At 71.0% G+C, this 26,021-nt stretch carries 27 protein-coding genes; 9 read left to right on the forward strand and 18 right to left on the reverse strand.

The window, feature by feature from the left end; translation table 11 throughout:
• Positions 1–11 precede the first annotated feature (11 nt).
• A complete protein-coding gene (locus tag ACQPY0_RS15805) occupies positions 12–803 on the forward strand; it encodes an SDR family NAD(P)-dependent oxidoreductase (RefSeq protein ID WP_432989380.1) in 792 nt (263 codons plus the stop codon).
• Positions 804–851: 48 nt separating this feature from the next.
• On the opposite strand, the gene ACQPY0_RS15810 is transcribed toward ACQPY0_RS15805, so the two are convergent.
• From ACQPY0_RS15810 to ACQPY0_RS15855, 10 genes are all read right to left on the reverse strand, one after another.
• Positions 852–1,619 carry a carboxymuconolactone decarboxylase family protein gene (locus ACQPY0_RS15810; protein ID WP_432995262.1) on the reverse strand — a complete coding sequence of 256 codons (768 nt, stop codon included), beginning with the start codon at positions 1,617–1,619 and terminating at the stop codon, positions 852–854.
• The gene (locus tag ACQPY0_RS15815; protein ID WP_432989382.1) at positions 1,619–2,485 is read right to left on the reverse strand and encodes an NAD(P)-dependent oxidoreductase; all 867 of its coding nucleotides are present in this window, start codon (positions 2,483–2,485) and stop codon (positions 1,619–1,621) included. Before ACQPY0_RS15815 ends, ACQPY0_RS15810 begins: the two co-directional genes overlap by 1 nt.
• Positions 2,478–2,846, reverse strand: coding sequence for a cupin domain-containing protein (locus ACQPY0_RS15820; RefSeq protein ID WP_432989384.1), 369 nt, complete (start codon positions 2,844–2,846; stop codon positions 2,478–2,480). The genes ACQPY0_RS15815 and ACQPY0_RS15820 overlap by 8 nt, the downstream gene beginning before the upstream one ends.
• Positions 2,843–3,742, reverse strand: a complete 900-nt coding sequence (locus ACQPY0_RS15825; RefSeq protein ID WP_432989386.1) for an NAD(P)-dependent oxidoreductase — start codon at positions 3,740–3,742, stop codon at positions 2,843–2,845. Before ACQPY0_RS15825 ends, ACQPY0_RS15820 begins: the two co-directional genes overlap by 4 nt.
• On the reverse strand, positions 3,739–4,557 hold the full coding sequence (locus ACQPY0_RS15830) for an N-acyl homoserine lactonase family protein (protein WP_432989388.1): 819 nt from the start codon (positions 4,555–4,557) through the stop codon (positions 3,739–3,741). The genes ACQPY0_RS15825 and ACQPY0_RS15830 overlap by 4 nt, the downstream gene beginning before the upstream one ends.
• Entirely contained in the window at positions 4,554–5,495 is a 942-nt protein-coding gene (locus ACQPY0_RS15835) for a DUF6282 family protein (protein WP_432989390.1), read from the reverse strand. Before ACQPY0_RS15835 ends, ACQPY0_RS15830 begins: the two co-directional genes overlap by 4 nt.
• A gap of 53 nt (positions 5,496–5,548) precedes the next feature.
• Positions 5,549–6,670, reverse strand: a complete 1,122-nt coding sequence (locus ACQPY0_RS15840) for an ABC transporter ATP-binding protein (RefSeq protein ID WP_432989392.1) — start codon at positions 6,668–6,670, stop codon at positions 5,549–5,551.
• Positions 6,667–8,379, reverse strand: coding sequence for an ABC transporter permease subunit (locus ACQPY0_RS15845; protein ID WP_432989394.1), 1,713 nt, complete (start codon positions 8,377–8,379; stop codon positions 6,667–6,669). The genes ACQPY0_RS15840 and ACQPY0_RS15845 overlap by 4 nt, the downstream gene beginning before the upstream one ends.
• A 5-nt stretch (positions 8,380–8,384) precedes the next feature.
• Positions 8,385–9,437, reverse strand: coding sequence for an extracellular solute-binding protein (locus ACQPY0_RS15850; RefSeq protein ID WP_432989396.1), 1,053 nt, complete (start codon positions 9,435–9,437; stop codon positions 8,385–8,387).
• Between the two features lie 114 nt (positions 9,438–9,551).
• Positions 9,552–10,343, reverse strand: coding sequence for an IclR family transcriptional regulator (locus tag ACQPY0_RS15855; protein WP_432989398.1), 792 nt, complete (start codon positions 10,341–10,343; stop codon positions 9,552–9,554).
• Positions 10,344–10,555: 212 nt separating this feature from the next.
• Here ACQPY0_RS15855 and ACQPY0_RS15860 point away from each other — a divergent pair, with 212 nt between their 5' ends.
• Entirely contained in the window at positions 10,556–11,383 is an 828-nt protein-coding gene (locus ACQPY0_RS15860) for an SDR family NAD(P)-dependent oxidoreductase (RefSeq protein WP_432989399.1), read from the forward strand.
• 22 nt (positions 11,384–11,405) lie between these two features.
• Here ACQPY0_RS15860 and ACQPY0_RS15865 read toward each other — a convergent pair whose 3' ends face one another.
• The 3 genes from ACQPY0_RS15865 to ACQPY0_RS15875 form a co-directional block, all read right to left on the reverse strand.
• Positions 11,406–13,085 carry a thiamine pyrophosphate-binding protein gene (locus ACQPY0_RS15865; RefSeq protein WP_432989401.1) on the reverse strand — a complete coding sequence of 560 codons (1,680 nt, stop codon included), beginning with the start codon at positions 13,083–13,085 and terminating at the stop codon, positions 11,406–11,408.
• Positions 13,082–13,507: a carboxymuconolactone decarboxylase family protein gene (locus ACQPY0_RS15870; protein ID WP_432989403.1), complete on the reverse strand. Its 426-nt coding sequence runs from the start codon at positions 13,505–13,507 to the stop codon at positions 13,082–13,084. The genes ACQPY0_RS15865 and ACQPY0_RS15870 overlap by 4 nt, the downstream gene beginning before the upstream one ends.
• Positions 13,508–13,624: 117 nt before the next feature.
• Positions 13,625–14,290 carry a GntR family transcriptional regulator gene (locus ACQPY0_RS15875; protein ID WP_432989405.1) on the reverse strand — a complete coding sequence of 222 codons (666 nt, stop codon included), beginning with the start codon at positions 14,288–14,290 and terminating at the stop codon, positions 13,625–13,627.
• 157 nt (positions 14,291–14,447) lie between these two features.
• On the opposite strand from ACQPY0_RS15875, the gene ACQPY0_RS15880 reads away from it, so the two are divergent.
• The 3 genes from ACQPY0_RS15880 to ACQPY0_RS15890 are packed head-to-tail and all read left to right on the forward strand — an operon-like array spanning position 14,448 to position 17,601.
• Positions 14,448–15,218, forward strand: a complete 771-nt coding sequence (locus ACQPY0_RS15880; RefSeq protein ID WP_432989407.1) for an HpcH/HpaI aldolase family protein — start codon at positions 14,448–14,450, stop codon at positions 15,216–15,218.
• Positions 15,219–15,229: 11 nt separating this feature from the next.
• Positions 15,230–16,141 (forward strand): hypothetical protein, encoded by a 912-nt coding sequence (locus ACQPY0_RS15885; protein ID WP_432989409.1) that lies wholly within the window; start codon positions 15,230–15,232, stop codon positions 16,139–16,141.
• Between the two features lie 17 nt (positions 16,142–16,158).
• Positions 16,159–17,601, forward strand: a complete 1,443-nt coding sequence (locus ACQPY0_RS15890; protein ID WP_432989411.1) for a flavin-containing monooxygenase — start codon at positions 16,159–16,161, stop codon at positions 17,599–17,601.
• On the opposite strand, the gene ACQPY0_RS15895 is transcribed toward ACQPY0_RS15890, so the two are convergent.
• The 4 genes from ACQPY0_RS15895 to ACQPY0_RS15910 form a co-directional block, all read right to left on the reverse strand.
• Positions 17,570–18,430 carry an N-acyl homoserine lactonase family protein gene (locus ACQPY0_RS15895; protein ID WP_432989413.1) on the reverse strand — a complete coding sequence of 287 codons (861 nt, stop codon included), beginning with the start codon at positions 18,428–18,430 and terminating at the stop codon, positions 17,570–17,572. The two genes, ACQPY0_RS15890 and ACQPY0_RS15895, sit on opposite strands and share 32 nt — an antisense overlap.
• Positions 18,427–18,996, reverse strand: coding sequence for a carboxymuconolactone decarboxylase family protein (locus ACQPY0_RS15900; protein WP_432989415.1), 570 nt, complete (start codon positions 18,994–18,996; stop codon positions 18,427–18,429). Before ACQPY0_RS15900 ends, ACQPY0_RS15895 begins: the two co-directional genes overlap by 4 nt.
• The gene (locus ACQPY0_RS15905; RefSeq protein WP_432989417.1) at positions 18,993–19,928 is read right to left on the reverse strand and encodes a DUF6282 family protein; all 936 of its coding nucleotides are present in this window, start codon (positions 19,926–19,928) and stop codon (positions 18,993–18,995) included. The genes ACQPY0_RS15900 and ACQPY0_RS15905 overlap by 4 nt, the downstream gene beginning before the upstream one ends.
• 78 nt (positions 19,929–20,006) lie before the next feature.
• Positions 20,007–20,876, reverse strand: a complete 870-nt coding sequence (locus tag ACQPY0_RS15910) for a LysR family transcriptional regulator (RefSeq protein WP_432989419.1) — start codon at positions 20,874–20,876, stop codon at positions 20,007–20,009.
• Positions 20,877–21,022: 146 nt separating this feature from the next.
• Between ACQPY0_RS15910 and ACQPY0_RS15915 the strand changes: the two genes are divergently transcribed.
• Entirely contained in the window at positions 21,023–21,982 is a 960-nt protein-coding gene (locus ACQPY0_RS15915; RefSeq protein ID WP_432989421.1) for an NADP-dependent oxidoreductase, read from the forward strand.
• Between the two features lie 69 nt (positions 21,983–22,051).
• Here ACQPY0_RS15915 and ACQPY0_RS15920 read toward each other — a convergent pair whose 3' ends face one another.
• Complete coding sequence (locus ACQPY0_RS15920) at positions 22,052–23,023, reverse strand: alpha/beta fold hydrolase (protein ID WP_432989423.1); 972 nt, start codon at positions 23,021–23,023, stop codon at positions 22,052–22,054.
• Between the two features lie 143 nt (positions 23,024–23,166).
• Here ACQPY0_RS15920 and ACQPY0_RS15925 point away from each other — a divergent pair, with 143 nt between their 5' ends.
• The 3 genes from ACQPY0_RS15925 (at position 23,167) to ACQPY0_RS15935 (ending at position 25,889) form a co-directional block, all read left to right on the forward strand.
• A complete protein-coding gene (locus ACQPY0_RS15925; protein ID WP_432995264.1) occupies positions 23,167–24,477 on the forward strand; it encodes a sensor histidine kinase in 1,311 nt (436 codons plus the stop codon).
• The gene (locus tag ACQPY0_RS15930; protein ID WP_432989425.1) at positions 24,441–25,112 is read left to right on the forward strand and encodes a response regulator; all 672 of its coding nucleotides are present in this window, start codon (positions 24,441–24,443) and stop codon (positions 25,110–25,112) included. Before ACQPY0_RS15925 ends, ACQPY0_RS15930 begins: the two co-directional genes overlap by 37 nt.
• Positions 25,113–25,319: 207 nt before the next feature.
• Entirely contained in the window at positions 25,320–25,889 is a 570-nt protein-coding gene (locus ACQPY0_RS15935) for a hypothetical protein (protein ID WP_432989427.1), read from the forward strand.
• Positions 25,890–26,021: the final 132 nt, after the last annotated feature.

The raw sequence follows: 26,021 nt of genomic DNA on the forward strand, positions 1-26,021 counted from the left end.
CGCGCCGGCTGATGCGGGCCGACGCCTTCGACAACACCCGCGCCGCGATAGTTGGGCGGACGGTGCATGCCATGGAGTTGACCGCTGTTGTGACCGGCGCTGCCCGGGGTATCGGCCGCTGTGTCGTGATGCGGCTGCGGGCCGCGGGCTACCGGGTGGTCGCGGTCGACGTGTCGCCCGCGGTGTCGGACCTGGCTGAGGACGGCCGGGTGGTGCCGGTGCTTGCCGATGTGACCGCGGACGCGGCGCCGGGTGCCGTGGTCGGCCGGGTAGTGGCTGAGTTCGGCCGGCTTGATGTGCTGGTGAACAACGCGGGCCGGTTCTTGCGTCGGCCCATCCTCTCCACGACGGACGACGACTTCGACACATTGTTGTCAGTGAATGTGCGGTCGGTGTTCCGGCTCACGCGGGCAGCCCTGCCGCATCTGGTCGAGACCCGCGGTTGCATCGTCAACACAGCCTCCATCTCGGGGCTGGTCGGCATCGCGAACCAGAGCGTCTACGCGATGACGAAGGGCGCGATCGTGCAGCTGACGCGGCAGCTCGCGATCGAGTGCGCCGGTGCCGGTGTGCGGGTCAACGCCGTGGCGCCGGGGGCGGTGGATACCGACTTCACGGCTGAGGCTCGCAAGGCGGACGCGGATCCTGCGGCGAGCTTGGCGGTCACCTTGGCCAACCACCCGATCGGGCGCATGTTGACGCCCGATGAGGTGGCCCGTGCGATCGTATTCCTGGCCGGGCCGGAGTCGGCCGGCATCACCGGTACGATCCTGAGCGTGGACGGTGGTTATATCGCCCGCTGAGCGCCGGTGGCCGGACCGGCTGTCTCAGGGCCCGCCCCGGTCCGGCCGTCATGCCTCGCCCAGGCCGGCGTCCTCCATCTCCTCCAGCAGGATGGGCGCGGCCGCGGTCACCCCGTGGATGCCGAGCACCGACGCGATCTCCATGACCTCCAGGATCTCCTGAGGGGTGGCGCCGTGGCCGAGGGCGTTCTCGATGTGCAGCTTGAGCCCCTTGACGTACAGGTGCGTGGCGGCCGTGTCGAACGCGATGTAGACGAATTCCTTGACCTTGGGTTCGAGGGTGCCGCAGCGCCACGGTACCGAGGAGAACTCGGTGTACGCCTCGAACATCTCCGGATCGAGTTCGAGCATCTCGTCCCAGAAGGCGTGCCAGTACCCCCGGGCCCGGGTGAACTCGGCCTTCATCCGCTCCTGCTCCTCGGTCAGCGCCGCCGGGCCGGTCCGCAGGCCCTTCTCCGTGAGCACCTCGACGAGGATCGGCACGCCGACGTTCATGGCGTGGATGCCCAGGGTGGCGGAGAGTTCGAGCACCTCCATGATTTCCTGTGGGGTGGCCCCCAGCTTGAGCGCGGCCCGGATGTGCTGGCGCACGCCCGGCAGGTACATGTGGGTGGCGTTCGCGTCGATCGCGATGTAGATGAACTCCTTGACCTTGTCGTCGAGGTGATTCTTGCGCCAGGGCACGGCGGAGAGGTCGAGGTAGGCCTTGAGGAACTCGGGGTCGAGCCGGAGCACGCCCTCCCACGTGTCGCTCCACGCCCCGCGGACCCGGATGAACTCCTGTTTGATCTCTTCCTGCCGGGTGGTCAGCGCCATCACGACCGGTCCTTTCGCAGCCAGGTGACGATTTCGGTGTGATCGGCGGTGTCCTCGAGCGCCTCGGCGGCCCGCGCCCACAGGTCGGTGGCCGCGTGCCCGAGCGGGTCGGGCGCGCCGACCTGGTCGGCCAGATCGGTGGCGATGCGCATGTCCTTGAGCATCAGCCGCAGCTCGAAGCCGGAGTCGAAGGTGCCGGGGAGGATGAAGTTCGGCCACTTGTTCTCGGTCGACCCGCTGCGCCCGCTGGAGCGGTTGAAGATGGCCAGCATGGTCTGCGGGTCGAGGCCGAACCGTTCACCGGCCAGGATCGCCTCGGAGGTGACCAGCAGGTGGGTGGCGGAGAGCAGGTTGTTCAGCGCCTTGACGGCGTGGCCGCTGCCGACCGCGCCGACCCGCGTGGTGGTGCCGAGCTGGGACAGGAGCGGTTCGACCCGTTCCAGGTCGGCCGGTTCGCCGCCGGTCATGATGGTCAGCTCGCCGGTGCGGGCGCGGGAGACCCCGCCGGAGACCGGGGCGTCCACCAGGGTCGCGCCGCGGCCGGCCAGTTCGGCGGCCAGCGCGCGGGTGCGCAGCGGCTCGCAGGAGCTCATGTCGATGACGACCGCGCCGGGCTCCACAACGAACTGTTCATCATGGACAGTGGCCGCCACGACGGCGGAGTTGGGCAGCATCAGCACGACCACGGACGCCCCCCGGACCGTGTCGGCCAGGTCCCCGGCGGCCGTTCCGCCGGCGTCGGCGAGCGCCTGCCGGGCGGTGGGGGAGAGGTCGTAGCCGCGCACCTGGTATCCGGCCCGGACCAGCCGGGCGGACATGGGGCCGCCCATGTTGCCCAGCCCGATGAAGGCGACCGGCTCAGTCATCGCCGGCGACCTCCTCCGCCCAGTGGGTGGCGCCGAGCGAGATGGCGGTGTGGGTCAGGAACGAGTCGGGTGCGGCGCCGTGCCAGTGCCGCTCGCCGGGCGGCACCCACACCACGTCGCCGGCGGCGATGGTCCGGGGCTGCTCGCCGTCGGTGCAGATCAGCCCGCGACCGGCGAGCACCTGGAGGATCTGGCCGTTCTCGTGGCTGTGCCAGTACGTGCGCGCGCCCGGGGCGAAGAACACCGTGGTGATGGTGGTTCCGTCGGTGGCGGGCAGGATCGGGTCGAACCATGCCTCACCGGTGACCGTGCCGCGCTGCTCGGACGGGACCCGCTCGGCGCGGCCGTGAACGATCTTCATGAGGCGGGTTGCTCCTTCGTGTGCAGTCGGACGCCCCCGGAGAGGTCGCCGATGGCGTCGACGACGGTGTTGCTGATCTGGTCGGCGTAGCCCAGCGCGCGGGCCATGCCGAAGCTGGCCAACGGGCCGGCGGAGTTGGGGCTGACCACACCGAGCCGGGCCGCGAGCTCGACGTAGAGGTTCACGTCTTTGAGCATCAGCGTGTTGGTGAGCCCGCCCTTGAGGTAGTCGCCATGAATGATCTTGGGAAACCGGTTCAGGGTGGCGAAGTTGACGCCCGAACTGGCGTTCAGCACGGCGAGCAGGGTTTCCAGCTCCAGGCCGGCCTTCTTGCCGGCGACCATCACCTCGGCGGTGGCCGACAGCGCGATCGCGTTGAGGAAGTTGTTCAGCAGCTTCACCGTGTGCCCGGCTCCGCTCGATCCACAGTGGAAGACGTGAGCGGAGAACAGGTCCAGGACCGGGCGGGCCCGGTCGAGCACGGCCGCGTCGCCGCCGACCATCAGGGTCAGCGCCCCTTTCTCGGCCGCGGCGGCGCCGCCCGAGATGCCCGCGTCGAGGTACGCCGCCCCCCGCTCCGCGAGCAGCCGGTGCAGGCGGGTGGTCGAATCCGGCGCCGCGGTGGAGAGGTCCACGACGATCTTGCCGGGGCGCGCGTGCGCGAGCACCCCGTCGTCGCCGAGGATGACCGCCTCGACGACGTGGCTGTCCGGCAGCGACAGCAGCAGCAGGTCGCTGCCGTCGGCCGCCTCGCCGACCGATCCGGCGGCCCGCGCGCCGGCGGCGGCGATGTTCTCCGGGCGCACGTCGTAGCCGAGCACCTCCCGCCCGGCCCGCACGATGCAGGCGGCGATGCGGCCGCCCATGTTGCCGAGTCCGACGAAGCCGATCCTCATCGGGGTTCCTCTCCGATCGTGGCCGCGAGGCCGGCCAGGTCCCCGGTGACCGGCGTGAACCGGGCAAGCGTGTCCGGGTCGTGGCCGGCTACCAGGTGCTGGATCTCGCCGTCGCGGATCATGGCGCGGATGCGTTCGAAGCCGGCGTACATGTCGACCAGGTTGGCGACCTGGGTGAACGGCATGCTGCGCTCGTACTCCTCGTAGTAGTGGACCGAGTCCGAGCCGAGCAGGACGACGCCGGCGTCGGTGTTCACGGTGACGACGCTCTGCCCCGGCGTGTGCCCGCCGATCCGGATGACCCGCACGCCCGGTGCCAGGTCCACCTCGTCGGCGAAGGTCCGCAGCCGGCCGTCCCGCTCGGCCTGCCGCAGGTGGTCGATCTCCGCGTCCTCGATCGAGTGGTGCAGCAGCGTCCGGTCCGCGTAGGGGCCGGTCCAGAAGTCGTACTCGGCCGCGGCGATGGTCAGCGGCGAGGCGGGAAACAGGTCGAGGTTGCCGATGTGGTCGTAGTGGGCGTGCGTGATCACGACCGGTGGACCGGCGGCCCGGTCCACCCCGAGGGCGTCGAAAGCGGCCGCCGGGTCGAGCAGGGTGGTGCGCCGGCGGCGGGCGCCGCCGGTCACGGAGAAGCCGGTGTCCACGACGATGGTCCGCTCGGCGTTGCGGATGAGCCAGAAGAAGTAGTCCATCCCGATCGGGCCGTCCGGCTCGCCGTAGAGGTGGTGGTTGAGGTAGACGTCGCTGCGGACGGTCTGCCGGGTGCCGTACTTGACGATCGTGACCCGGTAGCGGTCGGGTGCGGCCGCGGTCATGGCAGCAGCAGGTTTCCCGCGTTCGTCCCGACCAGTTGCCGGATGTCCACCTCGGCGACGCCGGCGTCCAGCAGCCCGCGGACGGCCCGGCGGTACAGGGTCACCGGCAGCGGGTTGTTCTTCTGCCCGGAGTCGGAGGACAGGATGGTCTGCCCGACGCCGACCTCCTTGATGAAGGTCAGCAGTTCGTTGAGGTCCCGGCGGCGCTCCGGGCGGCCGAAGTACATGATGATGCAGTGCTCGATGGTGACGCCCTGCCGGCCCCAGGCCGCCGCCTGGTCCACGGAGGCGCCGACCACGAAGCAGGGATGGTTGACCACGATGCGCTGGACGCCGGCCTCGAGGGCGGCGTCGATGAGCGCCTGGGACTCCTCGACGCCCAGGTGGCCGCAGGTCAGCACGGCGTCCTCGGCGGCGATCACCGACAGGATGTCCCGCACCTCGGGCAGGACCGTCCCCCGCTCGTCGAGGATCGAGATGATCTCGTTGGGGCGCAGCTCGACCTCCGGGGTGGGGAAGCCCGTGTCGTGGTGCTCGTGGTGCCGGACGTGGGCGGCGGAGGACAGCGTGGGGAACCACACCATCCGCCCGCCCATCCGCAGGGCGAGTTCGACCGCGTAGGGGTTGAGGCCGCCGACCGTCCGGTTGAGCGCGATCCCGCCGTACACCTCGGTCGGCACGTCCGCCAGGCCGGCGGTGCGCAGCGCCAGGATGTCGGTGACCATGCTGTGGTGGTGGGACTTGGCCACGATCGCGCGGAACCCGACCGTGGCGGCGTCGCGGGCCGCGTCGAGGATGCTCATGCGCCGGGGGAACGGGCTCGGGCCGGGGTGCTGGTGAAGGTCCACCGCGCCGGCGAGCAGTGCGTCGGCCTCCGGGTCGGGCACCTTGCGGTCCTCGTCGGCCTCGGGGTTGAACGGGTAATCCACTGCCGTCATGCTGGCTCCTTGGTTGAGCGTGACTCGGAAAACGGCGTGACTCGGAAACGGCGTTACTCGGATACGAGGACCTGGCTCTCGGGCCGCCAGTGGGCGACCACCCGGGTGCCCGGTTCCACGGCGGCCGGGGCGCCGACGGGCAGCACCGCGCAGCCGACCGAGTCGTCGGCGAAGGCGAGTTCGAGGCGGTAGTAGGTGCCGTAGAAGGAGATGTCGGTGACCGTGGCCGGAGCGGCGTTGCTGCCGGCCGGCACCGAGCCCTCGTCGAAGGCGATGTTCATGCGCTCCGGCCGGACGACCACCGCCTGCTGCTCGGTGCCGGCGGCGGTTGGCCCGCGGACGGCCCACTTGCGGTCGAGCCACTCGTAGACGTCTCCGGCCAGGTACCGGCCGGCGAAGACGTTGGACTCGCCGAGGAACCGCGCGACGAACTGGGTCGTGGGCCGGTGGTACAGGTCGGCGGGGGTGCCGAGCGCGACGATCCGGCCGCGATCGAAGATGGCGATCCGGTCCGACAAGGTCATCGCCTCGTCCTGGTCGTGCGTGACGAACACGAACGTGAGCCCGAGTTCGTTGTGCAGGCGCTTGATCTCGCGCTGGAGCGACTGCCGCAGCTTGCGGTCCAGCGCGCTGAGCGGCTCATCCAGCAGCAGCACGCTGGGGGAGAAGACCACGGCGCGGGCCAGGGCGACCCGCTGCTGCTGCCCGCCGGACAGTTCGTGCGGGCGGCGCTCGCCCATGCCGTCCAGGTCCACCAGGCGCAGCGCCTCGCCGACCCGACGGGCGGTCTCGGCCGCGGGCACCTTGCGCTCGCGCAGCGGGAAGGCCACGTTCTGGGCCACCGTCAGGTGGGGGAAGAGCGCGTAGTTCTGGAAGACCATCCCGAAGTTGCGCTTGTGTGCCGGGGCCCGGGAGATGTCGCGGCCGTTGAGCACGATGCGGCCCGAGGTCGGCTCGGTGAAGCCGACGATCATGTTGAGGGTGGTGGTCTTCCCCGAGCCGCTAGGCCCCAGCAGGGTGATGAACTCGCCCGGCTGGATGTCGAGGGCGATGTGGTCCACGGCGGGCGGTTCGGCGCTGCCGTACCGCTTGCACAGGTCCACCAGTTCGACCCGGCCGCCGGCGCGGGTCCCCGGGGTGTGCGGGACCGCCCGCTGTTTCGTCGATGAACTCATCGGGTGCCTCTCTTTCCGCGTCGGGCGCCGGCGACCTGTGCGACCAGGATGGGGACGCTGACCAGGACGACCATCAGGCTCGACGCGGCGGAGATGGTCGGGTCGATCTGGACGGTGACGCTGTTGAACATCTGCACGGGCAGGGTGATCGCGCCGGGCGCCTGCAGGAACAGGGCGATGATCACCTCGTCCAGCGAGGTGACGAAGGCCAGCACCGCGCCGGACAGGATGCCGGGCAGCACCAGCGGGAGGGTCACCCGCCGCAGCGCCGACACCGGGCTCGCGCCGAGGCTCGCCGCGACGCTGGGCAGCCGGGTGTCCATGCCCTGCAACCGCGCGGTCACCGCGATGACCACGAACGGCAGGGCCAGCGCCGTATGGGCCAGGATGATGCCGATGAGTGTGCCGTTGAGGCCCCGGCGCAGGAACGCGGCGAAGACCACGAGGGCGACCAGGATGTGCGGGACGATCATCGGGGAGAGCAGGAAGCCGTTGACCGCGCCGCGCCATCGCGGCCGCAGCCGCATCAGGCCGAAGGCCGCGGTGGTGCCCAGCACGGTCGCGATCAGGGCGGTGAAGATGCCGACCTGGAGGGTGTTGAGGATTGCGGCGGTCCACTCCGGCGAGGTGAACAGCCGCTCGTACCAGCGCAGCGACCACTGGTGGGGCGGGAACTGAAAGGTCTGCGCCGACGAGAAGCTCATCGGGATCACCACCAGGGTGGGTACCACCAGGATGATCGCGACGATCGTGGTGTGCACCCGGAGCCAGGGCCGCACGGCCGCCGACCGGTCCTTCCCGGCGCCGGCGCGCGCCGGTTGGGCGCCGGCCGCGGCCACCGTGACGTTCTGCCCGGCCAGCCGGCGGCTGAGCCCGAGCACGACCAGCGTGACGACGAGCAGGAACACGCCCATCGCCCCGGCGCCGCCGAAGTCGAGCAGCTCCTTGGTGCGTACGTTGATCACCTGGGCGATCATCGCGTTGCGGGTGGAGCCGAGCAGGGCCGGAGTGACGTAGAACCCCAGCGCCAGCACGAACACCAGGGACATACCGGCGATGACGCCCGGGGCGGACAGGGGCAGGTAGATCTTGCGGAAGGCCCGCCGGCGGGGCGCCCCCAGGCTCTCCCCGGCCGCCACGAGACGTCCGTCGATCTGCGACATCGCGCTGTACATCGGCAGCGCGAGGAAGGGCAGCAGCACCTGGGTCATCGAAATGCCGACGGCCAGCGTGGTGCCGAGCAGGGTGACGTGGCCCAGCCCGAACGGGCGCAACATCCGCTGGATCACGCCGCCGTCCTGCAGCAGCACCAACCAGGCGAAGTTGCGGGCCAGCATGCTGGTCCAGAACGGGACCAGCGCGACGGTCACCAGCACGGCCCGCATGACGGGCCCGACCAGGGTCATCGCGTACGCGTACGGGAAGGCCAGCAGCGCGCCGACGACGGAGACCACCAGCGCGACGAGCAGCGTCCGGCCCAGCACCCGCAGCGTGTACCCGTCCGTGAACAGCGAGGCGTAGTTGCCCAGGCCGCTGGTCGGTTCGGTGAAGCTGTCCACGACGACGCTCAGCAGCGGCACGACGAACAGGATCACCAGCGTGATCAGCGACGGCAGCAGGAGCAGCCACCCGGAGGCGTGCGCCCTGCCGATCCAGGCGGGGCCGAGGCGCCGGACGGGTGCCTCGGCCGTGGCGGTCTGCGCAACCATGTGCGTCAGCCAACCTTCCAACTCGTCCAGCGCTTCATCAGCGCGTCGGTGTTCTCGATCCACCACTGCTTGTCCTGCTCGACGGTGGTGCCGCGGTCGGGCAGGAAGGCGTTGAACTTCTTCTGCTGGTCGGTGTAGCCGACCGAGTTGAGGTCGATGTCGGACCGGGCGGGCGCGGTGCCGGTCAGCTTGGCGTAGGCCGTGGCCTGCGCGGAATCGGTGACGAACGCGAGCATCTGCTGGGCCAGGGCCTTGTGCGGGGCGTTCTTCGGGATGACCAGCACGCCGATGTCGGTGGTGTTGAAGTCCCAGACCGACACGAGGTTGGCGCCGCTCTGCGCCGAGACGATCGTGCGCGCGGTCACGGTGAGGACCATGCTGGCCTGCTTGTCCACCAGCATCTGCTGGATCGCGCCGTAGCTCGGGGCGAACACGATTGAGCTCTTGATGGTGTCGATCTTTTTGAAGGCCCGGTCGAGGTCGAGGGGGTAGAGCTTCTCCGGCGCTACCCCGTCGGCGACCAGGGCCGCCTCGAGCAGGCCGGCCTTCGGGTAGTCGTAGACGACCCGCTTGCCGGGGAACTTCTTGGTGTCGAAGAAGTCCTTGATGCTGGTCGGCTTCTCGCCGGGGTACATGTCGGCGTTGTAGCTGAAGATGTTGGCGTAGCGGTAGGTCGGCACGAAGCAGTCGTGGGTGGTGCCGGGCGGGAACTTGCTGCGGTCGATGGCCGGGTCGTCGAGCTTCTCGAACAGCTCGCCGCAGTACGCGCCGGCGTAGATCCAGCTCATGTTCGCCAGGTCCCAGATGGTCTTGCCCGACGTGACCATCGTGCGCACCTGGGCCTGCTCGGCCGGGCTGATGTTGACGAACTTGGTGCCGGTCTTGGCCGTGAACGGCTCCTGGAGTGCCTTCTTCTCGTCCTCCTGGAACTGCCCGCCCGTGCTGGCCCAGGTCAGGGACTGCTGTCCGCCCGAGTCGCCGGAGTCGCCGCCCACGCCGCAGGCGGAGATCAGCAGAGCGCAGGCCGCTATCGTCGTGACAGTACGTAATGCCTTCATGCTCGTCGCCTCTTCTTGATCGGGACTCGTGGCTCGTTCCCGCACGGTGAAGGGTGGGACGGCGCTGCCGGCCAGTGCCGTCCGGTAGGCCCGCTCCGGCCGGAGCCGGAGGGCTCAGCGGTGGTCCGCCCCGCCGTCGAGCGGGTTGACCATGCGGCGGTTGATCGTTTCGGCGCCCCACAGCAGGGCTTGTGCCACCGGGCTGTCGGTTTCCTCAGGTACGAATTGCGCGATGTCGACGGCGGCCAGGGTCGCGACCACCTGGCCGGCCGGATTTCTGATCGGGGTCGCCACGGCGCTGACGCCGTCGCGGGGGCTCTTGCGGAAGGCGATCCCGGTCCGGCGAATTTCCGCCAGTTCGTCGTCGGTTGCCTCGACCGGGGGTGCCTGGTCGCGGAACCGGTAGGAGGACTCGCTGTGGAAGGCCCAGAAGACGGCCGTCTGGGCGGCCCTCGGCCCGAGGTGGCTGCCGACCGCGATCGAGACGTGCGCCGTGCGGCTGCGGTCCTCGCGCACCTGCGCCACGACGGGGCAGGAGCCGTTCCACACGCTCAGGACGATGGTGTGCCGCACCCGGGCGCTGATGTCGTCCATCACCGGGCCGGCCAGGTCGAGGACGCCCAGCCGGGACAGGGCCATCGTGCCGAGTTCGGCGAGCAGCACGCCGAACTCGTAGTGGTTGCGGTCGCGGCGCTGGAGCAGGCCGTGGTTCTCCATCGAGGCCAGGTACCGGTGGGCGGTGGACTTGCCGACGCCCAGCTCCTCGGCGGCCGACACCAGATCGATGGTCTGGTTGCCGGCGAGCAGGCGAAGCAGTTGGACCACCCGGGCTACCACCTGAAGGTCGCCGCTGGCGATCTCCAGTCCGTCCGCCGCGCCACGCGGACCTCGCAGGGCGCTGGTCATGGCGTGCCTCCCTCGCTCCGACGGCGTCCCGCATTTCGGGGTGAGCGTCCGTCTATCCGGTACCGAGGAATGTAGGTGATCCATCCCGCTCGGTGTCAAGAGCTGGAAAGATTTCGATGGGGCTTCCCGGACGTTAAATTTCGTGGATGACAGCATTGTATGATCAACCTACAATCCTGAATAATACCGATCGTGCTCAGCCGGAGGTGGACATGCGCGGGCTCGCGGGCAAGGTCGCGGTGGTGACCGGGGCGTCCGGTGGCATTGGGGCGGCCACGGTCCGCCGGCTGGCCGACGAGGGGGCGCGCGTCGTAGCGGTGGACCTCGACGAGGACGGCCTGCGCGAGGTCACCGAGGCGCTGCCCACCGAGGCGATCGGGGTCCGCGCCGACGTGTCCACGGAGGACGGCGTGGCGGCGTACGTGGACGCCGCGGTCGGGCGGTTCGGCCGGATCGACCTGCACCACCTCAACGCGGGCATCCCCGGGTCGTTCGCCTCGCTGCCCGAGTTGACCGTGGCCGAGTTCGACCGCGTCATGGCGGTCAACGTGCGCGGTGTCTTCCTCGGCGTGCGGGCCGCCTTCCGCCGGTACGCCGCACAGGCCGGGGCCGGCAGTATCGTCATCACGGGCTCGATCGGCAGCCTGCGCGGCAGCGCGGACCTGCTCGCCTACCAGACCTCCAAACACGCGGTGCTCGGCATTCTGCGCGGCGCCGCCATGTACGGCGGGCCGCTGGGAGTGCGGGTCAACGCGGTGGCCCCGGGCATCGTCCCCACCGAGCTGTTCGCCGCGACGCCGGACGTCGCCGGCGGCCGCGACGACATGAGCCGGCGGGCCAGCAGCACGCCGCTGCGCCGGGCCGGCACCGGCAACGAGGTCGCCGGCGTCGTGGCCTTCCTGCTCAGCGACGACGCCGCCTACATGACCGGGGAAGTGGTTTCGGTGGATGGCGGCGCCAGCATCGTGAGCACCGTCCGTCCCTCGGGTGGCGCGGGCGCCTGGGACTTCACCGCGTACGACCGCACGCTCTACGGGTGACCGCTCATCGGCCGGCCGCTGATCAGTTGACCGGCAGGGGAGCGACGACGTCGATGTCGGTGTGCACGTCGAGCACGACCGGGCGGCCGGCGGACAGCGCCCGCTCCAGCGCCGGCGCCAGGTCGCCGGGGCGGTCCACCCGGATGCCCAGCGCGCCCATCTCCTCGGCGACCCGGGCGAAGTCCACGTCGCGGTAGGTCCACAGTTCGCGGGCCCGTTCGGTGGCCGCGCCGCCGTAGGCCCGGTCGAAGCCGCGCCTGCTCTGGTTCCCGCCATGGTTGTTGTTCACCACGGTTACGAGGTTCACCCCGCGGCGCACCGCGGTCTCGATCTCCCCCAGGTGGTAGTAGAGGCCGGCGTCGCCGGTGAAGACCACCACCGGCCGGTCCGGGGCGGCGCACTTGGCGCCCACACCCGCGCAGAACGCCCACCCGAGGTGGCCGGCGCTGCGCAGGTAGCCCTGCTCGGCTGTGGTGACGTCGTGGAACTGGGCCATCCACATCCCGGCGTGCCCGGTGTCGACCACCAGGACGGCGTCACCGGGCAGGCCGGCGGTCAACTCGCCGGCGATGCGCTCAGGCCGGATCGGCACAGCGTCGCTGGTCAGCACCTCGCGGTAGCGTGCCCGCCAGGCCGCCCGCAGATCGTCCACTTCGGACAGCCAGGCCGTGCGGTCCGGCTGCCGGTGCCGGGGGGCCAGGGCGAGCATCCGGGTGAGGGCCGCCTTCGCGTCGGCGGCCAGCGACGCCCGCGGCGGGTAGTTGCGCCCGAGGCGGGACGGTTCGATGTCGATCTGTACCGCCGGGGTGCCCTCCGGCGGCACGGTCCAGAAGTGTGTGGTCATGCTGCCGGTGCTGGTGCCGATGAAACACACGAGGTCCGCGCGGGCGACCACCTGGTTCGCGCACTCCCGCGAGTACGTGCCGACCACGCCCACCGAGCGCGGGTGGGTGCCCGGGACGGTGTCCTTGCCGCTCGCCGACGTGGCCACCGGGATGCCCAGCGCGTCGGCGAGCGCCACGAGTTCCGCGCCGGCGCGGGAGGACCGCACGCCGCCGCCGGCCACGATGACCGGCCGCTCGGCCGCGGCCAGCACGCGCAGCACCGCCGCGACGCTCTCGTCGTCCGGCGCCGGGCGTACCGCGGGCACCCGGGCGAAGGCCGGCTCCACGATCGGCTCGGCGTCGGTCGGCTCCGTGTCGAGTTGCCCCTCATTGCCCTGGATCTGCAGGTGGACCGGGCCGGGGGAGCCCGTGGTGGCGAGCCGGAACGCGTGCCGCAGCATGTCCGGGAACCGGTCGGGGTGCTCGACGGTCGCGTTGAGCTTGGTCACCGGGTCGAACGCCGGCAGGTCGTCGATCTCCTGGTAGACGTGCCGGTACTTGGTGGCCGGTGAGCGGCCGCCGGTCAGGGCGATCACCGGGGACCCGGCCAGGAACGGCTCGCGCAGCCCGGCGGCGAGGTTCAGCGCCCCGACCACCTGCGCCGCCGCGACGCCGGGGCGGCCGGACACCCGCGCGTATCCGTCCGCCATGTAGGCGGCCGACTTCTCGCCGTGGGTGACGACGCGGTCGATGTGCGGGTGGTGCCGTTCCAGTTCGGCCAGGGTGCGGCGCAGGATCGCCGGGACCAGGAAGACGTGGGTCACGCCGTAGCCGTCGAGCATGTCCGCGACGACCCGGGCGCCGGTGCGCCGGGTCATCCGGCGACGGTCCCGACCGAGTCCCCGGCGGCGGTGGCCTCCTGCCGAACCTCGTCGATGGTCCGCTGGGCGAGCCGGAACGATTCGAGCGCGGCCGGCGCGCCGCAGTACGCGGCGGTCTGCAGCAACACCTCCTGGATCTCGGACTCGGTGCAGCCGTTGCGCAGCGCGCCGCGGATGTGCACGCAGAACTCGTGCGGGCGGTTCAGTGCCGTCAGCATCGCCAGGTTGATCAGGCTGCGGGTGCGCCGGTCGAGCCCCGCGCGGGACCAGATGTCGCCCCAGCAACTGGCCGTCACGTACTCCTGCACGACCCGGGTGAACTCCGTGGCCCGCAGCAGCGACCGGTCCACGTGTGCGTCGCCGAGCACCTCGCGTCGGACCCGGTTGCCGCGTTCGAGCCGGCTCTCGTCATCACTCATGGGCCGCTCCTGTCTCACGCCGATGGGCAGCCACAGCGTACGACGGTCATACAATCTTGGGAAGCGGTCGACGGTGATGTCGATGGATGGCGAGGGGTGGGGGTGTTACGCCCCGTCCTACTCGGACAGCGCGCTCAGCCCGGTGCGGCCGGCCTCCTCGACGTGCCGGGCGCAGGCCGCCGCGGCAGCCTCGGCGTCGTTGGCCAGCGCGGCGTCGACGATCGCGTGCAACTCCTTGATGCTGTGCTCCAGCCGGCCCGGGACCGATGTGGACAGTGACCGCAGCATGCTCACGCGGGCGTGCAGGCCGCCGACGATCGACCGCAGCGCCTCGTTGCCGCCGCCCTCGAAGAGCACGTCGTAGAAGTCGTCCTTCGCGGCCAGGATCGGCGCGCCCTTGGCGGCCTGTCGCTCGACCCGCTCCAGCGCCCGAACCAGGGCCTTGCGCTGGGCGGCGCTCGCGTTCTCGACGAAGAGCCGGCCGGCCAGCGCCTCGAGCGCCGACCGTACCTGGTAGAGCTGGCGGGCCTCCTCGGCGCTGACGCTGCTGACCGCCATGCCCTTGTTGGGGATCGCGGTGACCAGGCCCTCGGCGGCCAGTTCGCGCAGTGCCTCCCGGACGCTGGTGCGTGAGGCGCCGGTCAGCTCGACCAGTTCCCGCTCGATCAGGCGCTGCCCCGGCGCGAGCCGGCGGTCGAGGATCGCCTGCCGCAGGTTCGCCACGACCTGCGAGCGGATCAGGGCCGGGTTCCGCTCAACGCGCAACACATTGGTCTGTGTCACCGTCATCCTCCCTCATCCACCTTGTGGCAACGGGTTCGTAGCTGACATCGTACCCACTCCGGGCGGGTCCGCGGGCGGGGTCCAGCGTCGATCCGTTGTTTGAGATCGTATGACGATGCTACAATCCATGAACCCAAATCCCCTTGTGAGGAGCACCATGGCGCGATTGGGTTTCGCTCGCCGGCTGGCCTCGGCCGACCGGTGCCTGGTCGGCACCTGGGTCAAGATCCCGGCGTTGGAGCCGGTGGAGATCCTGGCCGACGCCGGCTTCGACTTCATCGTGATCGACCAGGAGCACGCGCCGCTGACCTTCGAGTTCGCGTACCAGGCGACGGTGGTGGCGCAGGGCGCCGGCCTGTCCGTCCTGGTCCGTGTCCCCGACCGCAGCGGCAGCCACCTCCAGCGACTGCTGGACGTCGGGGTCGACGGCATCCTGGTGCCGCGGGTGACCTCCGTCGGCGAGGCGTCCGCGGCGGTCCGGCAGATGCTGTTCTCCCCTCGCGGCGACCGGGGCCTCGGCTCCACCTCCCGGGCCGGGCGCTGGGGTGCTACACCCCGCGACGAATACCTGCGCTTCGGCGACGAGGAGGTCATGCGCGCCGTCCAGTTGGAGGAGCGCGCCGCGATCGATTCGGTCGAGGAGATCCTCGACGTCCCCGGCCTCAACGGCGTCTTTCTCGGCATGGGCGACCTGCAACTGTCGTCCGGCCTACCGCAGTCCGACCCCCAGATCCAGACACTCGTCGACCGGCTGCTGAGCGCCGCGCAAGCGCGCGGAGTGCCGGCCGGCACGGCGGTGCAGACCGCCGCGCAGGCACGGCAGGCCGCCGACCGCGGCTACCGGTACGTGATGGTCAGCAACGACACCAGCCTGCTGAGGTCCGCCGCGGCGTCCGTCGTCGCCGATCTGCGCAGCCGACCCGCCTAGAAGGAGCCTCCATGGCGTACGACTCCAGCGATCTGCGCTCCACCCTGCCCACCGCCACCGCGGCGGCCGCGACACCCGAGCGGTTCTCCGGCTCCGAGCACGTCCAGTTCCGCGACCTGCCACCCGTGGAGAAGACCGGTGACGTCTCCACCTGGTACGCCCGCGGGCAGAACTTCGTCGTCGGCTACAGCGAGGTCGACGGCACCGCCACCTTCAGCCGGACCGGCCAGCCGGACGAGTACGTCCTCCTGCTGGCCGACGACTCGCTGGCGGCGCGCGCCCAGGCGCCCGGCCAGGAGGTCTCCGCGTCCGGCAGGACCATGCTCGTCCTGCCGCCCGGCGACACCACGGTCACGGTCACCGGGCAGGGCCGGGTGCTGCGGCTGGTCACCACCCGCTCGACCGACCTGGCCGATCTCGCCGCCAACGCCGGCTCCTACGCCGAAGCGCACGAGAACATCCCGCCGTTGCAGCCCTGGCCGGACCCGCCGGAGGGGTACCGGATCCGCGCCTACGACCTGACCGTCCCGCCGCTGGCGAACCCGCCGTTCCGGCTCTACCGGTGCACCACCTTCATGGTCAACTTCATCGATCCCAAGCAGGGGCCGCGCGACCCGTCCAAGATGTCCCCGCACAAGCACGACGACTTCGAGCAGTGCTCGATCGTGCTGGCCGGGGAGTACGTACACCACATCCGCTGGCCCTGGACGACCGACAAGGCGAACTGGCGCGACGACGAGCACCAGCGGGTGGTGGCACCGTCGGTCACCGTGATTCCGCCTCCCTCGCTGCACACCAGCGAAGCCGTCTCGCCGGGGACCAACCACCTCATCGACGTGTTCTGCCCGCCGCGGTCCGACTTCTCCGCCATGGACGGCTGGGTGTTCAACGCCGGCGACTACCCGGCGCCGGCCGACCGATGAAGCGCGGGCGCGTACCCATGCGGGTCGCCGTCATCGGCGCCGGGGTGGGTGGCATCGCCGCCGCGATCAAGCTGCGCCGCAGTACCTCGGCCTCGGTCGTCATCTATGAGCAGTCCGCCGGGGTCGGCGGCACCTGGTTCGACAACCGGTACCCGGGGTGCGAGGTGGACGTGCACTCGCACGCCTACTCGCTCTCCTTCCTCAAGTACGACTGGCCGCGCACCCACGCGACCCAGCCCGAACTGCTCGCCTACGTGCAACACGTGGTCGAGCGGTTCGGGCTCACCCCGCACCTGCGGCTGAACACCCGGGTCACCGACCTGGTGTGGGAGGAGTCGACGCAGACCTACCGGCTGTCCACGGAGCACGGTGACAGCGAGGAGTTCGACGTCGTCATCTCCGCGCTGGGCCTGCTCAACGTGCCCCGCTACCCGGACTGGCCGGGTCTGGACACCTTCAGCGGCCCGTGCTTCCACACCTCCCGCTGGCAGGACCAGGACCTGACCGGCAAGTCCGTGGCGGTGGTCGGCACCGGGTCGACCGCGGTGCAGATCGTCCCCGCGATCGCCCCGGCCGCCCGCCAGGTCTACGTCTTCCAGCGTCAGCCGGGCTGGATCGAGCCGAAGAACGAGCGGGAGTTCACCCCCCGCCAGCGCTGGGTGTTCCGCAACGTGCCGCTCGCGCAGCGGCTGAACCGGGCGTGGATCTTCCACAAAGGCAACCGCCGGTTCAAGGGCTACGACGTCGGCTCGCGCTACCAGCGCCGCATGCGCGGGCTGTGCGAGCGGTTCATCGCCACCAGCATCCAGGACCCGGCGACCCGGGCGGCGGTGACCCCGGACTACCCGTGGGGATGCAAGCGGCCGGTGCTGTCCTCCACCTTCTATCCGGCGCTGAACCGGGGCAACGTGGAACTGGTACCGCACCCGGTGGCCAAGGTGACGCCGACCGGTGTGCTCGATGCGACGGGGACCCACCGGGACGCCGACGTGCTGATCCTCAGCACCGGTTTCCAGCCGACGAAGTTCCTGTCCAGCCTGGACGTGAAGGGCGTCGACGGGCGCAGCATCCACGACGTGTGGCGGGAGCGCGCCAGCGCGTTCCTGGGCATCACGGTGCCGGGCTTCCCCAACTTCTTCATGCTGTACGGTCCGAACACCAACGGCGGCGTTTCGGTCATCGCCCAGCTCGAACGGCAGGCCGAAGTCGTCGTGCGGGCCGTGCGGCGGCTGGAGCGCACCGGGGCCCGCACCGTCGACACGTCGCCGGACGCGGCGCGGCGCTTCCTGGCCTGGATCGACCGGCGGATGGCGACCAGCGCCTCGGCGATGAATGCCGGCTGCCACAACTACTACCACGACCAGGCGGGGCACAACGTGACGCAGTGGCCGGCCGGCCACCTCGCCTACGCCCTCGCAACCCGCCTGCTCAGCCCGTTCGGGCTGCGCACACCACACTAGGGTGCCCACCGGCCAGGGAAACCTCCGCCACGTGCAGACCGTCGTCGAACGTGGCGGAGGGGAACCGGTCCCACACCGCCGCCTCGTGGAACGGCAGGATGCGCCGGGTGTCCCCGCCGACGCCGGTCAGCATCGCGTCGGCGAAATCGAGCCAGGTGGCGGCGCTGCCGGTGCTCATCCCGATCGGCGCGTAGACGCCGTCGCCGTGGATGCCCTCGATGTTCTCGTAGCTGTAGACGTTGTCGCCGGCGAACACCCAGGCGCCGTCCGGCTCGTTGGTGACCACGACCACCTGCGAGCCGGCCGTGTGGGTGTCGTGCGCCGGGCGCAGTTCGATGCCCGGCGCCGCTTCGGCCTCCCCGTCGACCAGCGTCGCCGGCCGAGCCGCGAGGTGCTGCGGGAGGTCCGCCTGGCAGGAGCGGGTCAGGAACTCGAACCGGGCGGGCCGGGCGGCCGCGGCGAGGTAGCTGTCGATCTCCCGCCGCTGGATCCAGACGTGCGCGCCGGGGAACGCGTCGACACAGCCGGCGTGGTCGAAGTGGTTGTGGGTCAACAGGATGGTGTCCACCTGCTCGGGTGGGACGCCGACCCGGGCGAGCGCGTCGACCGGCGCGCACCACCGGGTCTCGCCGTACTTGGCGGTGAGCCGCCGGTACGTCGCCGGATCCGCGAAGCCGGTGTCGACCAGGATGCACCGGTCCGCCGAGCGGATCAGCCCGAAGCAGTACGGCATCCGCCGGTGCCCCTCGTTCGGCTGCGCCGCGAACAGGTTGCTCGCCGGGAACCGGTCCACGTAGCCGTATTCGAGAATCCAGATCGACCAGCTCATGACGCCACCGGTGGCTGGACGTCGAAGACGGCGAGCTGCCAGGCCACCATCGTGTAGTAGCCGACGATCGTGACGAGCTCGAACAGCCCGGCCTCGCCGAGCACCCCGGCCGCGTCGCGGAACTGCTCGTCGTTCAGTGTTCCCCGGTCGAGGATCAACCGGGTCGTCCGCAAGACGCGCCACTCCACCTCGGACAGCGCCGCCGGTTCCTTGCCGTCGGCCAGCGCCGCCAGGTCGGCCTCGCTCAGACCCGCGGCCGCGCCGGCGCGCCGGTGCGCGTACAGCTCGAAGGGGCTGTTGTGGTGGTGGCCGACGAGCAGGACCGCGATCTCGCAGGCCCGGGCGGGCAGCCGCGAGCCGAACCGGACCGCGGCGCCGATCTGTTGTAGCGCCTGGCCGAACGCGGGGCTGAGAATCCAGACCGCGGGCGGGCCCTGGAGCCGCCCGTCGGGGCCGACGAGCAGGAAGGGGTTGTCCGGCGCGGCGCGTGGCCCGGTGGCGTACCGGTCGTAGACGGCCCGTTGGCCGTCGGTCATGTCCGCGGGATCGACGTGCTCTACTCTCATGCCGGTTCTCCGAGGAAGGCGCGTGGGTTGGTGGACACCATCGTGGCGATCTGCTCGGCCGTCCAACCGAGGTAGGCGAGTTGCTCGACGAACATGCGCAGGCACTCTGGCTCGGGCGGCACCCACCGGGAGAACACGTCCGTGGTGAGGATGGCCCGCTGCGGACCGGCAGCGGCCAGTGCCTCGTGCACATCCCGGATGCGCAGATGCCCGTCCGGGTGCACCAGCGGCGCGTTGCAGAACTCCAGATACGCGCCCATGTCGGCGAACTCGCGCAGCTCCGCCGGATCCGTGGTGTAGTGCAGCGGATGAGTGATCAGCAGGCGCTGCCCGACCTCGGCGCAGTACCTGGCGACCGCACGGCTCTCCGCGGCCGAGGCGTGTCCGGTGGCCAGCGGGAGATTGAGCGCCCGGCAGGCGTCGACAACCGCCCGTGCCCGGCCGGACAGGGTCCCGCCCGCTTCGCACAACGCGACGCCCGACCGGGTGGCGTACTCGTCGAAGGATGGCGCAGCCCGCCCCAGTAGCCGGGAGATGTATCCGCCGCGGGCGACGTCGGCGGCGGCTGCCCAGGTCGGCAGGAACACCACCCGTGCACCGTGCGCGGCCGCCAGTTCGACCACGCTGGGCTCCAGCCCGCCAACCGGCGGGTTGAGGGTGATGCTGCCGTGCACCCGGAACTCGGTCCCGGCCATCGCCTGCTGCACGGCCCGGGCCCGGTCCATCGTCGGCCACAGGTGCGACTTGAGGACCAGGCCCGACATGCCGTACGCCTGCGCCAGCCGGGCCACGGCAACGTCCGCGCCGCGATTGGGCAGTCCGGCCGACACGTCGGGCTGACCGTGGACGTGGACGTCGATCGCGCCGTGCACCAGGAGATCAAAGGCGTCCGGTTGGGCGGCCACGAACAGGTCAGATCGCGGATCGAACACCGTAGAATTGTATGACTGTACGACAGCAAACTCAACGACGAGATCGACTGTGGCAATCCTGGACGCCGGCCCGTGCGTTCACCGCTCTGCCTCGACGGCCGTACCGATGCCGCGGGACGTGGCGACGGCGGTCGCCGCGCGCACCAGGGCGGCCACGCCGCGGCTGCGGGAGTGCTGCGGCCAGGCGATGACGAGGGCGGCGGGCGGGCAGTCCTCGATGGGGACGTAGGCCACCGCTTGCCGGGGGTACCTGGCCGCGACCGACCTCGGCAGCACGGTGATCGTCGTGCCGAGGCCGACGAGCGCAAGCAGTTGCGCGAGGTCGTGCACGCCGAGCTGGTGGATGTCGCGCTCGGCCCGTTCGGTGACGTTCTCGGGGGCGATGCCGAGGTCGGTCAGCCGTACCCGCGCGGCTGTGGCGAGGGGATGGTCGGCGGGTAGCGCCGCCACGCGAGGCTCGACCGCGACGACGTCCGCGTCGATGCCGGCTGGGTCGTAGGGCTCGAACATGAGCGCGGCATCGGCCTCGCCCGTGCGCAGCAGCCGGGTGTGCTCCCGCCAGCCGCACAGGCGCACGGCGACCGGCCCGGCATCGGGCTCGGTGGCCGCCGCGGCGAGGATGTCTTCCAGCAGGCCACCGTCGGCGTCGGCCTTGACGGCGAGCAGCAGGCTGCGTTGCGATGCCGATGCGCGTACGGCACGGCGGGCCGCCGCGTCGAGCGCCTCGAGGGCCGGCCGCGCGTGGGTCAGCAGTACCACCCCGGGCTCGGTCAGCTCCACGACGCGGGTGGAGCGCTCGAACAGGCGCACGCCGAGTTCGGTCTCGAGGTTGCGGATCGCTCGTGAGAGCGCGGGGCCGGCGATCCCCAGCCGTGCTGCGGCCCGGGTGAAGCTGCCTTCCTCCGCCACCGCGACGAAGTACCGTACGGGCCGGGACTCCACTGTCACGCCTCCACACTATTACCTGCTCGACAGCGCGATTGGTGCTTTTTCGTTCATAGTCGGTGCCGGATCGGTCATTCCCTGTGGCCGGCCTTGGCCGCACCCTGGTGTGGCGTACGGCAAACGGCCGGCGGTGGAATTGGAGACAGCGCATGCGAGCAATCGCCATCGAACGTTTCGGCGACACCCCGAAGCTCACCGAGCTGCCGGTGCCCGAGCCCGGCAGTGGCCAGATTCAGGTGACCATCGAGGCGGCGGCGACGAATCCGCTGGACGCGGCCATCGCCTCCGGGTCGCTGGCGGCGCTTGGCGAGTACCGGTTCCCGCTCACGCTCGGGATGGACGGTGCCGGCGTCATCACCGCCGTGGGCGATGGCGTCACGCAGTTTCGGGTGGGGGATCGCGTTTTCGGCCAGTTCTGGAGCCAGCCGCTGCAGTTCGGCACCTTCGCGGAGGTCTGCGTGGTACAGGCGGCGCCCGCGTTCGGTGCGCTGGCCGCTATCCCTGACGGATTGCCGAGCCACGAGGCCGCCGCGCTTCCGACCGCGGGTATGACCGCGATCGGCGCGATCGATCACATGGAGGTGCCCAAGGGCGGCACGCTGCTGGTGATCGGCGCGACGGGGGGTGTGGGCACCTTCGCCGTGCAGGTCGCCGCAGCCGGTGGGATCCGGGTCATCGCGACGGCATCCGCGCAGATCACCGAGCAGGTACGCGGCCTCGGCGCCGACGAGATCGTCGTCCGCGGCGCGGAGCCGCTCGACCAGGCGCTGCGGAGGCTCGCGCCCGGGGGCGTCGACGCCGTTCTCGATACGGTGGGCGACCGTTCGGTCATGCCCGGCGTGGCGGGCGCCGTGCGCAACAGCGGCATGCTGTTGTCGACCGCCTTCGGCCTCGACGAGCAACGCCTTGCCGACCAGCGTATCCGCACCGCCAACTACCGGCTTGATCGCAAGCCCGAGCGCCTCGCCGAACTCGCGCGCCTTGTCACGGCAGGCGCCGTCCGCCCCGTCATCGGCACGAATCTGGCCCTCGAGGAGGGGCCCCGAGCCCTGGCCGGCGGCGGCAAGGTCACCGGATTGCGCGGCAAGACCGTCCTGCGGATGCGCTGAGTACGGCCGAGGCGCCAGCCTTGACGCGATCCTGGGTAGCGCTTCCTGCTCGGATGGCCGTCGGGTCCGTCAGCAGGTGCCCCCGCGGACGTCTTGCGTCACCCGGACGACCAGGTCGGGTTCGGCGTAGTGGATGTAGTGGTCGGTGGTGTCAGCGATGACGAAGCAGCCTCGGCTGGACAGTTCGGCGAGCCGGCGTTGCGGGTCGAGCGCCGTCGCCGGCTGCCCGCCGGCGGCGATGACGGCGACCGGCCGGTCGCCCCAGGCGGTTGGGCGGACGGTCGTGCGGACCTGGCCGGCGCTGTCGAGGCTCGCGGCGACCTCGGCGCCGCCGGCGGCGAGTGATCCTGGGCCGTAGACCACCGGGGCGGCCCGGCGGGCCAGGGACGGTGCGTTGTCCGGGATCAGCAGGCCGCCGAACAGCCGGACGGCGCCAAGACGTGCGGCGCCCCGCTGGACCGCGAACTGCACGGTGAGCGGCGTCTTGGCGGCCTTCAGGGCAGTGGTGGCGTTCTCGTCGCTCACGTCGAGCAGGACCATGCCGCGGGTGGATTCGGGCCACCGATCGGCGAACAGTCGCACGATGTGGCCTCCGTAGGAGTGCGCGACGAAGACGTACGGCCCCGGCTCACCGGCCGCCAGCAGCATGGTGTGCAGTTCATCGGCGGCCCGGCCGGCGGTGCGGGGGCCCGGCCCCGGTTCGCTCCATGCGTAGCCGGCCCGGTCGTAGCTGCAGACCCGGCCGCCGCCGCTGAGTTGTCCCTGGATCGTCGCCCACCCCGCGGACGATTCACCCAGCCCGGCTTCGAGCACGACCGTCGGTCCCCCCGTGCCGGTGCAATTGAGATGCAGCTTGTGCCCGCCGGCGTCGACCAGCCGTCCCGGCATCGGGTACCGCTTGTCGTCACCGCGTTCCGAGAGGGTCTCGTAGCCGGCGCCCACCACCGTGACCAGCAGGATCAGTGCCAGCAGGACGATGCCGATCCGTACGATTCGCCGTCGCCTTGCAGGAGGGCGGGCCGGCACGTCGCTCGTCGTCATGGCGATCAGCAAACCGTGGCACCGGGGCCGGGCGCACTGGAGCTGGCTGGAGGCCCGGCGGTAGAGCCAGGTCTACCTCGTGGGCTCCTCCGTGCGGCCGGGGCGGGGCGTGTCCAGCCCGTACCATCGTGGACGTGCACCCGATGACATCCTGGCAGGCGTTGCGGCTACCACCGTGGCGTCTGTTGACGTCGGGTTGGCCGTGGCGGGCGCTGGCCTACCAGCTCTCCGGTGTGATCTGCGCGGCGGTCGCGCTGGCCGCCGCGACACTGCTCGCCGCGACGGGGGTGGTGCTGAGCCCGACCCTGGTCGGTGTGCCCGTGCTGATCGCGTTGGCGCTGCTGGGCCTGCCGGTGGCGGCCGTGGAGCGGCGGCGGTTGCTCCTGGTCGACCGGGAGCCGCTCGCGTCGCCGCATGGGGTTCCGCAGCGGGCCGGGCTTCGGGGCTGGCTCGGCACGCGCTTGCGGGAACCGGCGACCTGGCGTGAGCTGGCGTACACGCTGCTGGTGGCGGTACTGCTGCCGGTGGAACTGCTGGTCACCGTATATGCGGTGGTCTCGCCGTTGCTGCTGGTGGCGGCCTGGCCGCTGCTGGTCAACAGCCCGCCGGACGCCACGATCCAGGGCTACCCGGGTTGGGTGATCGCCACGGAGCCACAAGCCTGGGCCGCCCTCCCGATCGGGCTCATGGTCGCCGTCGTCGCGGTGTACCTGCTGCTGGCCATCACCGGTCTGCACGCCACCCTGGCCCGGACACTGCTCGCACCGCGCGAGGAGGAGCTGCGAGCGAGGGTGGCCGAGCTGTCCCGATCACGTTCGCGGCTGGTTGAGGCGTTCGACGCCGAGCGCCGGCGCATCGAACGTGACCTGCACGACGGTGCCCAGCAGCGGCTCGTGGTCCTGACGATGACCCTCGGCCTGGCCCGGACGGAGCTGCCCGAGCCGGGTGGTGTGCTGTCCAGTTCGGCCCGTGATCTCGTCGTGCGGGCGCACGACGAGGCGAAACGGACGCTCAGCGAGCTACGGGAGCTGATCCACGGGATCCATCCGCGAGTGCTCACCGACCACGGTCTGCCGGCGGCTGTCGAAGAGCTGGCCGACCAGCTGGGCATTCCGGTCACCGTTGAGCTACCGGTGCCGCGGCGCCTGCCGCCCGCCGTCGAGGCGGCCGCGTACTTCGTCGTACGTGAGGCACTGGCGAACATCGTCAGACACAGCCGCGCCCGGCACGCGTCGGTGACCGGGCAGGTCGTCTCCGGCCGGCTCATGCTCACCGTGCAGGACGACGGCGTGGGCGGCGCCGACCCGCAGCGGGGGACGGGCATCGTGGGGCTCGCGGACCGGGTCTCGACGGTCGGCGGCAGACTGGTCCTGACGAGCCCGCCCGGCGGCCCGACGACGCTCACCGTGGAGTTGCCTTGCGATCAGACCGAGACCACGTCAGTCGGCGAGTAGTCCTCGCCGAGGATGGTGTCCTGCTCCGCGAGGGTCTCACCGGCCTGCTGCACCGGTTCGGCCACGAGGTGGTCGCTGCCGTCGGCGATGGCGACGCACTGCAACAGGCCGTCGTGGAGCACAGCCCCGACATCGTGATCACCGACGTGAGAATGCCGCCCGGCTACACCGACGAGGGGCTGCGGGCGGCGCTCGACGTCCGACGCCGGCGGCCCGGCCTGGCAGTGCTGGTGCTCAGCCAGTACGTCGAGCAGACCTACGCGGCCAAGCTGCTGGAGGCGGGCGGCGCGGGCGTGGGCTATCTGCTCAAGGACCGCATCGGTGACATCGAGGAGTTCGCCGCCGCGGTGGCGCAGGTCGCCGCCGGCCGGGCGGTCGTCGATCCCGAGGTCGTCCGGCAGCTGATACGCAGAGGTAGACGGAGCGCTCCGCTCGAACGTCTCTCGCCTCGTGAGCGTGAGGTCCTCGCGCTCATCGCCCAAGGACGCTCCAACAGTGCCATCGCCGAAGCATTGGCCGTCAGCGAGGCCGCCGTGACCAAGCACATCGGGAACCTCTTCATCAAGCTCGACCTGCCACCCGCTGACACCGATCACCGCCGCGTGCTGGCCGTCCTCGCCTATCTGCGCAACTGATGCCCCTGAGCGGCCGGGCCCGCCGACGGCTTTGACCTTGCCCGGCCTCAACCAGGCTGACGGGCTTCGGAACCCCGCAGGCCGATAATGGGTCAGCCGCTCACGCTCGGCGCCGGCACGCGACGAACCGCGACGCGACGCCCCAGCGGCAGACGCTCCGCGCGACTCGGACACCGGCGAGCGATCTCTACAGGTAGCGTGCTCAATGTGCCGGACCAACTGTGGATCACCCTCAACGCCAGACTCCGTCCCTTGGATCGCGGCGCCCTGTATGAGGATCCGCTCCAGACCGTGCTCGACGTTCAGGTGCCCGGCAGCTGCGTCACCGGTGGCGGCACCTTGATGACGGCGGACCGCGAGCCCACGTGCTGCGACATCGATCTGGACGTCGAGGGTGACGGGCCCGCGGTGCTCGAACTGGTGACGGCCACCCTGGAGAAGGCCGGCGCGCCGAAGGGATCGACGGCTCGGCTCGACGAGCGCGAGCCGGTGACGTTCGGCGTGACCGAAGGACTGGCCGTGTATCTCAACGGCACCGACCTGCCGGACGAGGTGTACGCGACCAGCGACATCAACGACCTCGTGGCCGCACTGCTGGACAGCCTCGGCGCAGAGGGCAGCATGCAGTCGTACTGGCAAGGCCCGCGAGAGACCGCCCTGTACCTCTACGGACCGTCCGCCACACGGATGGGCGACCTTATCGCCGAGGTGTTGGCCCGCTTCCCGCTGGCGCAGCGCTGCCGGCTCGTCCCGCTCCCACTGACCCTGCCCTCCTGAATCTGACGCACGAGGATCACGCCGATGTCCAAGGCCGACGAGTTGGCTGAGGCGCGGCGTCGGGCATCGGTCCTGCCTATCGGAAACCCCGCGGGCCGATAATGGGTCAGCCGCTCGGGCCCGGGCGGCGGC

Origin of the sequence: Dactylosporangium sp. CA-233914, assembly GCF_050942935.1 — a bacterium.
Classification (GTDB): domain Bacteria; phylum Actinomycetota; class Actinomycetes; order Mycobacteriales; family Micromonosporaceae; genus Dactylosporangium.

Bases quoted from the DNA above. Each gene is read 5' to 3' on its own strand.
- ACQPY0_RS15915 (WP_432989421.1), top strand. From the start codon at position 21,023: ATGCGAGCAATCGCCATCGAACGTTTCGGCGACACCCCGAAGCTCACC.
- ACQPY0_RS15865 (WP_432989401.1), bottom strand. From the start codon at position 13,085: ATGACCCGGCGCACCGGCGCCCGGGTCGTCGCGGACATGCTCGACGGC.
- ACQPY0_RS15920 (WP_432989423.1), bottom strand. From the start codon at position 23,023: ATGACGACGAGCGACGTGCCGGCCCGCCCTCCTGCAAGGCGACGGCGA.
- ACQPY0_RS15870 (WP_432989403.1), bottom strand. From the start codon at position 13,507: ATGAGTGATGACGAGAGCCGGCTCGAACGCGGCAACCGGGTCCGACGC.
- ACQPY0_RS15835 (WP_432989390.1), bottom strand. From the start codon at position 5,495: ATGACGGCAGTGGATTACCCGTTCAACCCCGAGGCCGACGAGGACCGC.
- ACQPY0_RS15855 (WP_432989398.1), bottom strand. From the start codon at position 10,343: ATGACCAGCGCCCTGCGAGGTCCGCGTGGCGCGGCGGACGGACTGGAG.
- ACQPY0_RS15925 (WP_432995264.1), top strand. From the start codon at position 23,167: ATGACATCCTGGCAGGCGTTGCGGCTACCACCGTGGCGTCTGTTGACG.
- ACQPY0_RS15845 (WP_432989394.1), bottom strand. From the start codon at position 8,379: ATGGTTGCGCAGACCGCCACGGCCGAGGCACCCGTCCGGCGCCTCGGC.
- ACQPY0_RS15840 (WP_432989392.1), bottom strand. From the start codon at position 6,670: ATGAGTTCATCGACGAAACAGCGGGCGGTCCCGCACACCCCGGGGACC.
- ACQPY0_RS15880 (WP_432989407.1), top strand. From the start codon at position 14,448: ATGGCGCGATTGGGTTTCGCTCGCCGGCTGGCCTCGGCCGACCGGTGC.
- ACQPY0_RS15850 (WP_432989396.1), bottom strand. From the start codon at position 9,437: ATGAAGGCATTACGTACTGTCACGACGATAGCGGCCTGCGCTCTGCTG.
- ACQPY0_RS15815 (WP_432989382.1), bottom strand. From the start codon at position 2,485: ATGACTGAGCCGGTCGCCTTCATCGGGCTGGGCAACATGGGCGGCCCC.
- ACQPY0_RS15895 (WP_432989413.1), bottom strand. From the start codon at position 18,430: ATGAGCTGGTCGATCTGGATTCTCGAATACGGCTACGTGGACCGGTTC.
- ACQPY0_RS15820 (WP_432989384.1), bottom strand. From the start codon at position 2,846: ATGAAGATCGTTCACGGCCGCGCCGAGCGGGTCCCGTCCGAGCAGCGC.
- ACQPY0_RS15890 (WP_432989411.1), top strand. From the start codon at position 16,159: ATGCGGGTCGCCGTCATCGGCGCCGGGGTGGGTGGCATCGCCGCCGCG.
- ACQPY0_RS15830 (WP_432989388.1), bottom strand. From the start codon at position 4,557: ATGACCGCGGCCGCACCCGACCGCTACCGGGTCACGATCGTCAAGTAC.
- ACQPY0_RS15860 (WP_432989399.1), top strand. From the start codon at position 10,556: ATGCGCGGGCTCGCGGGCAAGGTCGCGGTGGTGACCGGGGCGTCCGGT.
- ACQPY0_RS15900 (WP_432989415.1), bottom strand. From the start codon at position 18,996: ATGAGAGTAGAGCACGTCGATCCCGCGGACATGACCGACGGCCAACGG.
- ACQPY0_RS15825 (WP_432989386.1), bottom strand. From the start codon at position 3,742: ATGAGGATCGGCTTCGTCGGACTCGGCAACATGGGCGGCCGCATCGCC.
- ACQPY0_RS15810 (WP_432995262.1), bottom strand. From the start codon at position 1,619: ATGGCGCTGACCACCCGGCAGGAAGAGATCAAACAGGAGTTCATCCGG.
- ACQPY0_RS15805 (WP_432989380.1), top strand. From the start codon at position 12: ATGCGGGCCGACGCCTTCGACAACACCCGCGCCGCGATAGTTGGGCGG.
- ACQPY0_RS15885 (WP_432989409.1), top strand. From the start codon at position 15,230: ATGGCGTACGACTCCAGCGATCTGCGCTCCACCCTGCCCACCGCCACC.